The organism is Actinomadura chibensis NBRC 106107, from assembly GCF_001552135.1.
GTDB classification, from domain to species: domain Bacteria; phylum Actinomycetota; class Actinomycetes; order Streptosporangiales; family Streptosporangiaceae; genus Spirillospora; species Spirillospora chibensis.
Window position 1 is genome coordinate 1 of record NZ_BCQP01000026.1, and the last position, 14,203, is coordinate 14,203.

10 protein-coding genes are annotated in these 14,203 nt (G+C 72.9%); 8 read left to right on the plus strand and 2 right to left on the minus strand.

The window, feature by feature from the left end; translation table 11 throughout:
- The 3 genes from ACH01S_RS15360 to ACH01S_RS15370 all read left to right on the plus strand — a co-directional run.
- Window positions 1-471, plus strand: a 471-nt coding sequence (locus ACH01S_RS15360; protein WP_303621469.1) for an oxidoreductase C-terminal domain-containing protein, incomplete at its 5' end; no start/stop codon positions are given.
- A gap of 44 nt (window positions 472-515) precedes the next feature.
- Window positions 516-878, plus strand: a complete 363-nt coding sequence (locus tag ACH01S_RS15365; RefSeq protein ID WP_067891417.1) for a Rieske (2Fe-2S) protein — start codon at window positions 516-518, stop codon at window positions 876-878.
- Window positions 865-2,205 carry an MFS transporter gene (locus ACH01S_RS15370; RefSeq protein WP_169809270.1) on the plus strand — a complete coding sequence of 447 codons (1,341 nt, stop codon included), beginning with the start codon at window positions 865-867 and terminating at the stop codon, window positions 2,203-2,205. The genes ACH01S_RS15365 and ACH01S_RS15370 overlap by 14 nt, the downstream gene beginning before the upstream one ends.
- On the opposite strand, the gene ACH01S_RS15375 is transcribed toward ACH01S_RS15370, so the two are convergent.
- Complete coding sequence (locus ACH01S_RS15375; RefSeq protein WP_083980717.1) at window positions 2,202-4,001, minus strand: PucR family transcriptional regulator; 1,800 nt, start codon at window positions 3,999-4,001, stop codon at window positions 2,202-2,204. The two genes, ACH01S_RS15370 and ACH01S_RS15375, sit on opposite strands and share 4 nt — an antisense overlap.
- 189 nt (window positions 4,002-4,190) lie before the next feature.
- Between ACH01S_RS15375 and ACH01S_RS15380 the strand changes: the two genes are divergently transcribed.
- The 5 genes from ACH01S_RS15380 (at window position 4,191) to ACH01S_RS15400 (ending at window position 12,585) form a co-directional block, all read left to right on the plus strand.
- Window positions 4,191-4,631 carry a GlcG/HbpS family heme-binding protein gene (locus tag ACH01S_RS15380; protein WP_067891420.1) on the plus strand — a complete coding sequence of 147 codons (441 nt, stop codon included), beginning with the start codon at window positions 4,191-4,193 and terminating at the stop codon, window positions 4,629-4,631.
- A gap of 122 nt (window positions 4,632-4,753) precedes the next feature.
- A complete protein-coding gene (locus tag ACH01S_RS15385) occupies window positions 4,754-7,903 on the plus strand; it encodes an ATP-dependent helicase (protein ID WP_083980718.1) in 3,150 nt (1,049 codons plus the stop codon).
- Between the two features lie 36 nt (window positions 7,904-7,939).
- Entirely contained in the window at window positions 7,940-11,308 is a 3,369-nt protein-coding gene (locus ACH01S_RS15390; RefSeq protein WP_067891426.1) for an ATP-dependent helicase, read from the plus strand.
- A gap of 92 nt (window positions 11,309-11,400) precedes the next feature.
- Window positions 11,401-12,180, plus strand: coding sequence for a class I SAM-dependent methyltransferase (locus tag ACH01S_RS15395; RefSeq protein WP_067891429.1), 780 nt, complete (start codon window positions 11,401-11,403; stop codon window positions 12,178-12,180).
- Window positions 12,181-12,279: 99 nt separating this feature from the next.
- Window positions 12,280-12,585, plus strand: coding sequence for a hypothetical protein (locus tag ACH01S_RS15400; protein ID WP_067891432.1), 306 nt, complete (start codon window positions 12,280-12,282; stop codon window positions 12,583-12,585).
- Window positions 12,586-12,609: 24 nt separating this feature from the next.
- Here ACH01S_RS15400 and ACH01S_RS15405 read toward each other — a convergent pair whose 3' ends face one another.
- The gene (locus ACH01S_RS15405) at window positions 12,610-14,013 is read right to left on the minus strand and encodes an AMP-binding protein (RefSeq protein WP_246236642.1); all 1,404 of its coding nucleotides are present in this window, start codon (window positions 14,011-14,013) and stop codon (window positions 12,610-12,612) included.
- Window positions 14,014-14,203: the final 190 nt, after the last annotated feature.

The window sequence follows — 14,203 nt, forward strand, 5'->3', positions numbered from 1 at the left end:
ACGGCGGGCGGCATCCCGGTCGACGCGCACTGCCGGACGGCCCTCGGCGGCGTCTACGCAGCGGGCGACGTCGCCCGCCAGTGGCGGCCGCGCCTCGGCGGGCACGCCCGCGCCGAGCACTTCGACAACGCCAACGCGCAGGGCATGACCGCCGCCAAGAACATCCTCGGCCTGGACTCGGCGAACGACGCGCCGCCCTGGTTCTGGTCCGACCAGTTCGGGCACGGCCTCCAGCACACCGGGCACGGCGAGGGCACCGACCGGCTCGTCGTCCGGGGCCGCGTCGAGGACTTCGACTTCATCGCCTTCTACCTCACCCGCGACGGCGTCCTGCGCGCCGCGTTCACCGTCGACCGCGGCGGCGACCTCGCCGTCGCCCGGCAGTTGATCGCGGGCGGCGCGGTCGTCGACCCGGACGTCCTGCGCGACGAGGACGCCGACCTCACCGACCTCTTCGACTCGCTGAGCTGACCCCCCGAACCGAGACTGAGACGCGCTGAACTGAGGAGCGACCCATGGAATACCGGCGCGTGGCCCGGTCCGGGCAGGTGCCCGAGGGCGTCGTCCGCCGCTTCTACGTGGACGGCGCGGAGATCGCCGTCGCCCGCTGGGACGGTGAAGTACACGCCATGTCCAACTACTGCACCCACCTCGACTGCCTGCTGTCGTCCGGCCGGGCGACCGAGGACGGCCTGCTGTGCTCCTGCCACGGCAGCGTCTTCGACTTCGCGACCGGCGAGCCGGTCACGCCGCCCGCGACCAGGCCGGTCAAGGTGTTCCCGGCGAAGGAGGAGGACGGGCAGATCCTCGTGCACGTCCCGCCGGAGGACGCGGCGGGCGGCGGGCCCCGGCGGCGGCGTCCTGTTGGCCAGCCCTGAGCGGTCGTCCGAGCACTGGGCGGCGCTCTTCCCGCTGCTGCTCGGGACGTTCACCGGCACCGTCGCCAACACGATCGTCAACGTCCCGCTGACCCTGATCATGCGGGACCTGGACGCCCCGATCTCCGCCGGGACCCTCGTCGTCGTCGCGTTCACGCTCACGTTCGCCGTGCTGCTGCCGGTGTCCGGGTGGCTCGGCGACCGGTGCGGGGCCCGCCGGGTGTTCGTCGCCGCGATGGCGCTGCTCGGCGCCGCCTCGGCGGGCGCCGCGTTCGCGGGCGACCTCGCGACGCTCGTCGCGCTGCGCGCCGTCCAGGGCGCGGCGACGGCGGCGGTGCTGCCCGCCGTCATGGCGCTGATCTCCGCGCTGTTCGACGGCGCGCGGCGCGGCCGGGCGCTCGGGCTGTGGGCGGCGGCCAACGGCGTCGGGCAGGCCGCCGGGCCGACGCTCGGCGGCGGGCTCGCCACGTGGTTCGGCTGGCACGCGGTGTTCTGGCCGGTCGTGCCGCTGTGCGCGGCCGCGGCGGCGCTCGCCGTCCGGTCCGTCCCGGCGGGGCGGGGGCGCCGCGTCCCGCTCGACTGGCGCGGCGCGGCGCTGCTCACCCTCGCCGCCGGGCTCGGGCTCGGCGCCACGTCCGCCGCGGCGACGCTCGGCGCGGCCTCGCCCGTCGTGTGGTCCGGGACGCTCGCCGGGCTGCTCGCCGCCGTCGGCTACGTCGCGTTCGCGCGCGGCCGCCCGGACGCGTTCCTGCCGCCCCGCCTCCTGCTCGAGACCCGCTACCTGCGCTCCTGCCTCAGCGTGCTCGCGCAGATGTTCTGCCTCGGCGCGACGCTGCTCGCCGTCCCCGTCTACCTGACCACCGAGCGGGACGCGACGACGCTCGCGGCGGGCGCCGTCCTGCTGAGCCTGCCCGTCACGATGTCGGTGCTCGGGCCGGTGACGGGCGTCCTCATGGAACGGCTGTCGCCCCGCGCGGTGCTGCGCGGCGGGCTCGCCGTCCTCGTCGCGGGCCAGGCGCTCGTCGGGTGCGTCATCGCCGCGTCCGGGACGGTCCCCTGGCTGCTCGCCGCCCTCGCGCTGACCGGCGCGGGCGTCGCGTTCGTGCAGACCCCGGCCGCGACCGGCGCGACCCGCTCCCGCGCCGGGCGGCGCGGCGCCGGGCTCGGCCTGTTCAACCTGCTGCGCTTCGGCGGGTCCGCGCTCGGCGCCGCCTGGGTCGGCGTCGTCCTCGACCAGGCCCCGGCGTACGGGACGATGTTCGCGGTGTGCGCCGCCATCGCCGCCCTCGGCCTGCTGTCGTCCCTCGCCGGACCCGACCCCGCCTAGCGCGGCGCGGACGCGGGCGGGGCCAGTTCGTCGGCGAGGCCGCCGCTCACCGTCGTCAGCGTGTCGATGTGGTGCGCCAGCCAGAACATGAACTGCGCGTCCGCCGACCGGATGTCCATGCGCAGGGCGCGGGACGCGCGGTCCAGCTTGTACAGCATCGTGTTGCGGTGCATGCCCAGCTCGCGCGCCGCCGCGTTCAGGTTCCCCGACGTCCTGATGTAGGCGAGGACGATCCGCTCCAGGTCGCCGCCGTTCGCCCGGCGCAGCGGCGCGAGCGTCTCGCGCGCGAACGCCGTCGCCTCCGCGCTGCCCGCCACGTCCTTCAGCGCGGCGAACACCCGCAGGTCGTCGTAGCCGCAGACGGGCTCGGCGGCGGTGTGCCAGGCGAGGCCCATCGCGAGCCGCGCCTCGTGGTAGCCCGCCGCGACCCCGGCCGCGCCCTGCCCCGACCGCCCGTAGGTGACCCGCAGGTCGTCGCCGAGCTGGGGGCGCAGCGCCCGGTGCAGCCGCTCGGCGAACCGGGACGCCTGCTCGCGCTGCCGCAGCGGGTCCGACGGCCCGGACGTCTGCCGGATCACCACGATCGTCGAGCCGATCGCCGCGGTCAGCGTGCAGCCGCGCGGTTCGAGGTTCTGCGCGGTGCGGGTCGCGGTGACCGTCCGGCGCAGGTAGTCGCGGCACACGGGCAGCAGCGACGCCGCCGCCACCACGTGCACGGTGAAGTGCCCGGCGACGTCGAAGCCGTGGTGCCGCGCCCGCGCGCCCAGCTCGTAGGAGTCGGCGAACCGGCCGTGGACCAGCGCCTCCACGAAGTCGCCGCGGGCCCGCTCCTCCGCCGCCCGCACCGACCGCTGCCGCAGCATCTCCGACCCGACGAGCGTCGCGCCGTGCTCGGCGACGACCCGGTGCTGCGCCAGGTCGTGCGGGTCGGGCGGGCAGTCCCGCTCGATCAGCACGAGGCGTCCGAACACCTCGCCGCCGACCAGGACGGGCGCGACGAGCGCGTGCACCGGCGACCCGGCCGGGCCGAGCGTGAACTCGGCCGCCGCCGCGCGCGCCTGCGCGCCCGGGACGCGCGGGTCCTCGTCCGGGAGCGCGCGCAGGACGTCGTCCGGGTCCGGGGGAGCGGCGTCCGGCGCCGCCGCCCAGGCGAGCCGCTCGCCGTCCACGTCGCAGATCAGCACCGAGCAGCGGGACAGCCCGACGACCGCGTGCGCCATCGCCGGGACGCCCGGCCCGCGCGACAGCACCTCCGCCAGGGTGCGGTGGACGCGCGTCCCGTACTCCAGGATGTGCGCGGCCTGCGCGAGGGCCTTCTGCCCGATCAGCCTGCTCACCGCCCGGTAGTCGGCCTCGGCGGGCAGCGCCAGCAGCGGGACGCCCGCCGCGTCGGCGGCGCGGGCCGCCGCGTCCAGGCCGCCGTCGACGCCGTCGGCGCCGTCCACGCCGGGCGGGCGCCAGGCGAGCAGGGCGGCCGCGTCCCGGCGGGCGAGCCCGTCGACGACGGCGGCGGCCGTGTCCGGCGGCGCCAGCGCCGTCACCGGCAGGTGGACGGCGACGCCGGACAGGTCGGGCCCCGGGCCCGTCTCCCCGGTCGCCGGGTCGGGGTAGCGGCGGGTCTCCGACAGCGGCAGGCACCAGCCGACGCCGCGCCCGAGCCCCGCCCGCCCGGCGACCAGCGTGTCGCGCAGCAGCGGCTCGGCCAGCAGGGTGCCGACCGGCAGGTGCCCGTCGGGGATCGTCGCGGTCCCAGTCGCGGATGGAGTCGCGGATGGAGTCGCAGGGTGATGTGCCATGTGCCCACATCCCGTCCGGTTCGTTCGGCAGGGTGTCCATAGCCCCGACGGCCGCGGCCTTCGAGACTGACGGGATAGAGGAGATCCGGACGGACGGCCTGGCTAGGGAAAAGACCGTCCTCCACATCCTGCGGCACCGATCAGTTTCCGGCAATACCCCGGCGAGGACCGGGGACGACGGGAGGCCCCGTGCACACCGTTCACCGGCTCACGCTCGAAGACGCCCTGGTCATGCTGGCGGCGGCCGAGGAGGAGGCCCGCCGGATCGGGGTCCGGCAGACGATCTGCGTCGCCGACGACGGCGCGCACCCGATCGCCGTCCACCGGATGACGGGCGCGCGGCTCACCGGCGTCGAGATCGCCATCGCGAAGGCGTTCACGGCGGCGGGCCACCAGCGCGACACGCACCGCTTCAACGAGCCGCCGGACGGCCCCGCCCTCCCCGGCAACGAGGCGTTCGGCATCGCGCACATGCACCCCGGCAAGTTCGCGGTCTTCGTCGGCGGGTTCCCGATCGTGCACGACGGCGAGGTCGTCGGCGCGGTCGGCGTCAGCGGCGGCAACGGCGACCAGGACAAGGCCGTCGGCGCCGCCGCCCTCCGCGCCTTCCAGGAGAAGATCGCCGGGTGAGCTTCCGGGTGAGCTTCCGTGTGAGCTCGGTGGTTTCTTGGGCGACATGAGTGCGATGTGGTCAGAACCGCCTCGGTGATCTGTTCCAATGAACTGTTGTGCCGCCCGCTTCCTACCGTCTCGTGCGCCGCGCGGGTCCCGCGCGGGCCGTCCCGCCCGTGCTCGACGACCAGCAGCGGCGGGTGGTCGAGCATGCCGGCGGGCCGATGCTCGTGCTCGCCGGGCCCGGCACCGGGAAGACGACGACGATCGTCGAGGCCGTCGTCGACCGCATCGAGAACCGCGGGACCGACCCGGAGCGGGTGCTCGTCCTGACGTTCAGCCGCAAGGCGGCGGGCGAGCTGCGCGAGCGGATCACCGGGCGGCTGCGCCGGACGACGCGGACACCCCTCGCGCTCACCTTCCACAGCTACGCCTACGCGCTGCTCCGCCGGGACGCCGTCCTGAACGAGGAGCCCGCGCCGCGCCTGCTGTCCGGGCCCGAGCAACTGCTGGAGGTGCGGCGGCTCCTCGAAGGCGAGCTGGCGGACGGCGCCCGCGACTGGCCGGAACGGCTGCGCGCCGCCCTGGCGACGCGCGGTTTCGCCGAGGAGCTCCGCGACTTCACCCTGCGGGCGGTCGAACGGGCCTACGGCGCGGAGGACCTCGCCGCCCTCGGACGCCTGCGCGGCCGCGACGACTGGCCCGCCATCGGCCAGTTCATGGACCGGTATGTGAACCGTTTCCTGCTCGACCCCGTCCCCACCTACGACTACGGCGAGCTGATCCACCTCGCCGCCGGGATGCTCACCGACGAAGAGGTCCGCTTCCGCGAGCAGGACGCCTACGACATCGTGTTCGTGGACGAATACCAGGACACCGACCCCGCGCAGGAAGCCCTACTCCAGCACCTCGCCGGAGCCGGACGCGACCTCATCGTCGTCGGCGACCCGGACCAGTCCATCTACGGTTTCCGGGGCGCGGACGTGCGCGGCATCCAGGAGTTCCCCGACCGTTTCCGCACCCTGGACGGCGACCCCGCGCCCGTCGTGGCGCTGCGCACCTGCCGCCGCATGGGCCCGCAGATCCTCGCCGCGTCGCGGCGGATCGCGCGCCGCCTTCCCGCCGGCGGGGCGGGCGCCGCCGAACACCGCGCCCTCCGCCCCCTGGACGAACTGGACGACGGCGAAGTGCGCGCCGTCATCGCCGACTCCGAAAGCCAGGAATCGGCCCTGGTCGCCGACGAACTGCGGCGCGCGCATCTGCTCGACGGCGTCCCGTGGTCGCGGATGGCGGTGCTCGTGCGGAGCGCGGTGCGGCAGGTCCCGGTGCTGCGCCGCGCGCTGGCCCAGGCCGGTGTGCCGGTGGTCGTGGCGGGCGACGAGGTTCCGCTGATCGGTGAGCCCGCCGTCCGCCCGTTCCTGATCCTGCTCAACGCGGCGCTCAAGAAGGGCTTCCTGGACGAGGTCGTCGCCGAAGACCTCCTGACCGGGCCGCTGGGCGGCGCCGACGCGCTCGCCATGCGCCGCCTGAAGCGGGCCCTGCGGGATTCGGAGGAACTGTCGGGCGGGCAGCGCCCGCTCGGGGAACTCCTCGTCGCGGCGGTGAACGACCCGCGCGAGCTGGTTCTCGTCCACGAACGGGTGCGGGCCCCGGCCGAGCGGGTCGCGCACCTCATCGACGTGGCGCGGCGCGGCGTCCACGACGGCGGCACCGCCGAGGACGTCCTCTGGGCCGTGTGGAAGGAGAGCGGGCAGGCGGACGTCCTGCTGGAGCAGAGCGCCAAGGGCGGGACGCGCGGCGCCGCCGCCGACCGCGACCTCGACGCCGTCGTCGCCCTGTTCGACCACGCCGCCCGGTTCGTCGACCGGCTGCCCCAGGCGGGCGCCGACCTGTTCGTCGACACCATCGCGGCCCAGGAGATCGCCGGGGACACCCTCGCCGAGCAGGCGCCGCAGGGCGAGGCCGTCCGCATCCTCACCGCGCACCGCGCCAAGGGCCTGGAATGGGACGTGGTCATCGTCGCCGGGGTCCAGGAGGGCGTCTGGCCCGACGTGCGGCTGCGCGGCTCGCTCCTCGGCGTCGAGGAACTGGTCGAGCACGCCGCCGGGGCCGAGCCGGACGGCGACGCCGCGGCGGGCGCGTCCATGGCCGCCAAGATGCTGGACGAGGAGCGCCGCCTCTTCTACGTCGCCGTCACCCGAGCCCGCAAGCGGCTCGTCGTCACCGCGGTCGGCGGCGACGACACCGAGGAACGCCCGTCCCGGTTCCTCAACGAGCTGCTCCCCGGCGCGATCGAGCAGTCCCAGCTGGATGAGAAGACGCGGTGGCTGTCGCTGTCCGCGCTGGTCGCCGACCTGCGCTCGGTCGTGTCCGACCCGGCCCGGCCGGAGCCGCTGCGCCGCGCCGCCGCCGGGCACCTGGCGCGGCTCGCGCGCGCGGGCGTGCGCGGCGCGAAACCGGAGAACTGGTACGCGATCACCGCGCTGTCCGACGCGGGCCCCGCGTTCGCCGAGGACGAGCCGATCACGATCTCCCCGTCCCAGGTCGAGGCGTTCACGACCTGCGGCCTGCGCTGGCTGCTCGCCTCGGCGGTCGGCGCGCAGGACGGCGGCCCGAACGAGTACAGCACGATGGGCAAGGTCGTCCACGCCGTCGCCGAGATGGCGGGCGCGGACGACGGGATAGACGAGGTCCACGTCGCCGAACGGCTCAACGAGATCTGGAACGACCTCGAATTCCGCAGCGCCTGGTATTCCGAGAAGCAGCGCGAGCAGGCCACCCGGATGGTGGACAAGTTCCTCACCTGGCACCGGGAGAACCCCAACGAGGTCGTCGCGCTCGAAGAGTCCTTCAAGGTCGACCTGGGCCGCGTCGTCATCAAGGGCCGCATCGACCGCGCCGAGCGCGACGAGCAGGGGCGCGCCGTCATCATCGACATCAAGACGTCGTCCACGGCCGTCCCCAAGGACGACCTGGCCCGGCACCCGCAGCTCGGCGTCTACCAGTACGCGGTCATGCTCGGCGCGTTCGAGCGGCACGGGCTGATCGAGCCGGGCGGCGCGAAGCTCGTGCAGGTCGGCAAGGCGGCGTTCGCCGCGAAGGCGCGCGAGCAGGAACAGCCCGCGCCGTCGGAGGACTCCGACCCGGAATGGCCCAAGAAGCTGGTCGAGATCGTCGCGAGCGGCATGGCGAGCGACGTCTTCCAGGCGCGGGCGAACGACAAGTGTCGCACCTGTCCCGTACGCTCCTGCTGCCCCGTCCATGACGAGGGCGGGCAGGTTGGCGAGTAGGCGAGTAGCAGGCGAGAGTGGCTCGGGGGGAGCTAGGTGATCACGCCGGGAGAGCTCGCCCGGCTGCTGGAGATCCCGGAGCCGACGGACGAGCAGGCGCGGGTGATCGAGGCGCCGATGGCCCCGATGGCGGTCATCGCCGGGGCCGGGTCGGGCAAGAGCGAGACGATGGCCGCGCGGGTGGTGTGGCTGGTCGCGAACGGGTTCGTGCGGCCCGAGCGCGTCCTCGGGCTGACCTTCACCCGCAAGGCCGCCGCCGAGCTCGGCGCCCGCGTGCGCAAACGGCTCGACCGGCTCCGCGAGGTGCTGCCCGGCGACGAGCTGGAACGGCTCGGCGGCGAGGCGCTCTTCGACGGCGAGCCGATGGTGTCGACCTACCATTCCTACGCGGCTCGGCTCTTCGGCGACCACGCGCTGCGCGAGGCGCTCGAACCGACGATGCGGCTCATCTCACCGGCCGTCGCCTGGCAGATCTGCTCGCGCGTCGTCGACTCCTACAACGGCCCGATGGACCAGATCGAATGGCAGCCCGACACCGTCACCAAGGCCGTCATGGAACTGTCCGGTGACCTCTCCGAACATCTGCGGACCGCCGACGACGTCCGCAAGGTCGGCTCCTGGCTGGACGAGCGTTTCGCCGCGCTCAAGAAACCGCTGAAACCGCAGCGCGACATCCTCGCGAAACAGGCCGTCCGCGAGCAGCTCATGCCGCTCATCGAGGCGTACGGGCGGGCCAAGGCCGACCGGGAGGTCATCGACCACGGCGACCAGATGGCCCTCTCGGCGCGGATCGCCTACAAGCATCCCGAGGTCGGGATGATCGAGCGCTCGCGCTTCTCGGTCGTCCTGCTGGACGAATACCAGGACACGTCGCAGGCGCAGCTCGTCCTGCTCAAATCGCTGTTCGCGGACGGCCACGCGGTGACGGCCGTGGGCGACCCGTGCCAGTCCATTTACGGGTGGCGCGGCGCGAGCGCCGGGAACCTGCTGCGGTTCGCCTACGACTTTCCCGCGCAGCCGGGCGTGGGGGGCGGGCGTCCGGTGCCCGCGCCGGTCGTCCAGCTCAGCCGGTCGTTCCGGAACGGCGAGCACATCCTGGAGGCGGCGGCCAAGATCCAGGAGGAATTGCGCGCCGAGACCCGGGCCGTTCCCCGGCTCGTCCCGGGCGCGGGCCGGGAAGGGCGCGGACGCGTCGAATGCGCGCTGTTCGACACCGTCGAGGACGAGGCCGAACGGATCGCCGCGCGCATCGCCGGGCTCATGGCCGACGGCTCCGGACTCGCGCCCGACGGCGGATGGTCGGAATCGGAGCTGCTCTATTCCGATATCGCCGTGCTCGCTCGGAAACGGTCGCAGTTCCCGCTCATCCGGCGGGCACTGGAGGGGCGCGGCATTCCGGTGGAGGTCGTCGGGCTCGGCGGGCTGCTCACCGTCCCCGAAGTGCAGGACGTCGTCGCCACCCTGCGCGTCATGCACGACCCGTCCGCCGGGGCGTCGCTCGCCCGGCTCCTCACCGGGCCGCGCTGGCGGCTCGGCCCGCGCGACCTCGTCGCGCTCGGACGGCGCGCCCGCGTCCTCGCCCAGGACGCGGCCCGCGACGTCACCCCGCCCGAACCCGCCGCCCCGCCGGAGGCGACTCCCGACGTCGTCGAAGACGTCGTTGATGGGGCGCCTGAAGACCCGCTCCGGCAGCTCGTCAGCGAGCTGAACCAGGAGACCGGCAGCCTCGTCGACGCGCTCGACGACCTCGGACCGCCGGACGCCTACTCGCCCGAGGGCTTCGGCCGCCTCCGGCGGCTCCGCGACGAGCTGCGCGGCCTGCGCGCCCAGGTCGGGCTGCCGCTGCCCGACCTGGTCACCGAGGTCGAACGGGCCCTCGGCCTCGACATCGAGGTCGCCGCGCGGTCCGGCCTCGACCCCGTCACCGCCCGCGCCGACCTCGACGCCTTCATCGACGCCGCCGCCACGTTCGCCGGGGACGCCGAAGACCCCACGCTCGGCGCGTTCCTCGCCTACCTCAAGGCCGCCGAGACGGAGGAGTTCGGCCTGGAGGCCGGACGCGTCGGCGAGACCAACAGCGTGAAACTGCTCACCGTGCACGCGTCCAAGGGGCTGGAATGGCCGGTCGTCATCGTCCCCGGCCTGTCCTCCGTGCCGCAGAAGAACGGCGCGCCCGCCAAGGGCTCGATATTCCCGTCGCCGCCGCAGAACGCCACCCGCTGGACGGCGAATCCGCGCGTCCTGCCGTTCATGCTGCGCGGCGACCGCGCCGACCTGCCGTCCCTGACCGGCCTGGAGAAGGACGACCTCGCCGCGTTCGACCAGGCGTGCTCCGAACGCGACCTGCGGGAGGAAAGGCGGCTCGCCTATGTCGCGGTCACGCGCGCTTCGAGCCTCCTCATCGCGACCGGATATTGGTGGGGGGCCTCGGGACGTCCGCTCGGGCCCTCGCCATTCCTGGAAGAGGTGCGGTTCGTCTGCATGACGGGCGAGGGCGTCGTCGGGATATGGGCCGACGCGCCCGAGGAGGGCGACGCCAACCCGCTGCTGAACGACCCCGACGAAGCGCACTGGCCCGTCGCGCCCGGCGAACGCGGATGGTCCGACATCGCCGCGCGGGAACGGTATGAGGCCGTCGTCGAGGCGGCCCGCATGGTCGAGGACGAAATGGCCGGGCGGACGCGCCACTGGGCCGGAATCAGCGGCCTCTCCGTCACCGATCGCGCCCGGATGACGGCCTGGGCGCGGGACGTCGAACTCCTCCTCGCCGAACGCGACCGGGGACGCGGCGGAGACGGCATGCAGGTCCAGTTGCCCGCCCATCTTTCGGTCTCGTCGCTGGTGGCGCTCGCACGCGACCCGGCGGGGCTGGCGCGGCAGATCCGCCGTCCGATGCCGCGTCCGCCCGCGCCGTACGCGCGGCGCGGCACCGCCTTCCACGCGTGGCTGGAGGGCAGGTGGGGCCAGCAGCGGCTGATCGACCCCGACGAGATGCCCGGCGCCGCCGACGAGGGCGCCGCCGACGACGCGCAGCTCGCCCATCTCCAGGCCCGGTTCGAGGAGTCGGAATGGGCCGCGCGGGAGCCGCTCGACATCGAGGTGCCGTTCGAGACGATCATCGGCGACCGGCTGATCCGCGGACGCATGGACGCCGTCTTCCGGACCGGCGACGGGTACGAGATCGTCGACTGGAAGACCGGGGCGCCGCCCGCCGGGGACGAGGCCCGGTTCGCCGCCGTCCAGCTGGCCGCCTACCGGCTCGCCTGGGCCGAACTGACCGGGGTCGAGGTCGAGCGGGTCAGCGCCGCGTTCCACTACGTCAAGGCCAATGTGACCGTCCGCCCCGCCGATCTCCTGGATGCGGAGGGGCTCGCCGCGCTGCTGGACGGCGTGCCCACCGCCTGATTCCTCCGGGTTTCCGGTGATGAGTCTCACTCACCCCTGTTCACCGTGCGTGGTTTCGGGGATGATCCGGGCAACCGTTCGAGGGAGGCGACGTGGCGGTCACGCATGACGAGAAGGTCGTACAGGAGTTCTCCAAGCAGGCGCCCGGATTCGCCGATCCCCGGCTGAACGTCGCGTTCACCCGTCATCTGGACCGGCTCGTCCGGTTCATGGAACCCGAACTCGACCTGGAGGACGTGGTCCTGGAGGTCGCCGCGGGGACCGGGCTCGTGTCCCGCGCGATCGCGCGGCGCGTCCGGCACGTGACGGCCCTCGACCTCACCCCCGCGATGCTCGCCGAAGGCAAACGCGACGCCGACCAGGCGGGGCTGACGAATGTGACGTTCACGCATGGGGACGCCACCGCGCTGCCCTACGTCGACCGGTCGTTCACGCTCGTCGTCACCCGGTTCTCCCTGCATCAGGTCGCCGACCCGGAGAGCGTCGTCCGGGAGATGGTTCGCGTGAGTCGGCCCGGCGCCGCCTTGATCGTCGCCGATCTCGTGCGCCCGGACGGGGTCGCGGGCGATCCCGATCGGATCGAGCGGCTGCGCGACCCCTCCCATGGCGCCTCGCTCACCGAGGCGCGGATCGCCGAGCTGCTCACGGAGGCCGGAGCGCAGGTCAAGCGGGTCGAACGGTTCGAATACGCGCGGCCGCTCGACCCCTGGCTTGAGCTCTCCCAGACGCCCGCGGACGTCGCGGACGGAATCAGGCGGGAGCTGCGCGACGAGCTGGCGGGCGGCCCGGCGACGGGCATGCGTCCCAGCGAGGTGGACGGCGTCCTGCATTTCACGCACTCCTACGTCTTCCAGCAGGCCATCGCCGATTAGTCGAGGCTTGTCGGGGTGGTCTGAGTGCGGGGTGCTTTTCGGTAACGAGTTCGACCAAATGTTCGACGGGTGTCGTTCGTTTGTTCTAGGCTGTCGAACATGGGTTCTAGCACTGTGCGTTCCCTCGACCGCGAGCCCGCCGCGCTGGCGATGCGCATCGGCGTCGTCGCCGCCGAGGCCGCCCTCGCCACCTTCGCCCGCAACCTCGACGTGGACGACCTTGAGGACGGCGTCGACTTCCAGGGCGTCATCGGCCCCGCCGAATGGCCGGTGTTCTCCCTGGTCATCGACACGCTCGCGGAAGCCGCGCCCGGCGACCGCCGGTCGCTGGACGAGCGCCGCGCCGACGCCCTCAACGACCTCGCCCGCATCTGCATGGCCGCCAAGAACCGCGGCGCCGCCTGATTCGGGGCGGTGGGGGTGGGCGGGTCAGTCTTTCAGGGCTCGGGGTTTGACCTTGCCCGTGCTGGTGCGGGGGAGTTCGTCGACGAAGTGGACGTCCCTCGGGACCTTGTACCTGGCCAGATGCTCTTTGACGTGGGCTTTGATCTCGTCCTCGGTGAGGGTTGAGCTCGGCTTCCGGACTATGTGGGCGGCCAGGCGGTGGCCGAAGTCCTTGTCCTCGACGCCGGTCACGGACACTTCCGCGATGTCGGGGTGAGCGTCCAGGAGGGCTTCGACCTCGCCCGGGAAGACGTTCTCCCCGCCGGAGACGATCATGTCGTCGGCGCGGCCGTCGATGAAAAGGCGTCCCTCGTCGTCGAAATGGCCCAAGTCGCCGGTGCTCGTCAGGTTGTCGTGTTGGGCTTTGTGCTTGTCGCCGTCGTTTGTGTATCCCGCGAAGCGTAGGCCGCCGCTGGTGTAGATCTCGCCGGTCTCGCCCGGTGGGAGTTCCCGGTTGTTCTCGTCCAGGATCCTGATGGTCAGGCGGTAGGACGGTCTGCCTACCGTGCCGGGCGCTTTTCGCAGGTCGTCGGGGGTGGCGATGGTGGCCCAGCCCGTCTCGGTCGCGCCGTAGACGTTGACGAGGACGTCGCCGAAATGGTCCATGAAGGCGGTGGAGAGGTGCGGGTGGAGGGCCGCGCCGCCGCATACCACTGTGCGGAGGGTTTCGGGGCGGGGCTTCTTCTCGTCCAGGATGCGCTGGAGCATTACGGGGACGGCTACCAGTGTTTCCGCTTGGTGTTTCTCGATGGTCTCCAGGGTTTCGCGGGCGTCGAAACGCTTGGTGAGGATCAGCGGCATGCCCATGCCCAGTGCGACCGTGGTGTAGGCGAAGCCGAGGATGTGGAACAGCGGGGGAGCGACCACGATCGGCGCGCCTGAGCGGACGGGGACTCGGTTGACGTGGCTAAGCGCGGCCGGGAGAACCGATCTTATGGAGAGGTCGTGGCTGGCGCCTTTCGGGGTTCCGGTCGTGCCGGAGGTCATCACGATTATCTTGCTGGGTTTGGCGGGGTGAACTGGGCGGGGTGGTGGTGTCTCTGTTGTTTGGGGTTGGATTGTTTGGTGTTTGTAGCCGGACTTTTGGATGGTTTCTGTGAACTCGTCGTCGTGGACTAGGAGGTCGATTCCTTCGCGTTCGGTTACTTGTCCTAGTTGGGTGGGGGCGAAGTCTGTGTTGAGGAGGACGACGTCATTGCCCAGGCGGGACGCGGCCAGGACCGTCTCCACGAAGCCCCGATGGTTGCGGCAGAGGATTCCGATCTTCTGGGTGGTGAGGGGTTGGAGTTTGGTGGCCAGGGATGCTGCCCTGTGCTCCAGTTCCGCGTAGGTGAGTGCGCCTTGTTCGTCGATCAGTGCTGTTCGGGTGGGGAACCGTAGGGCGGACATGGCGCCTAGCGTGGCGGGGGTCGGGCCGTAGCGGGCGTAGGTGAAGAGGAGGCGGGCCGCCCTGTCTGGACGGACGGGGTGCATTACGCCTGTGTCGCGGATCGCTCTGGTCGCGTGTAGTCCGAGGGCGGTCAGGTCGCGGAGCTGGGTTAGGGGGCGCAACACTCTCTCCTCTTGGGGCGGGTGGGCG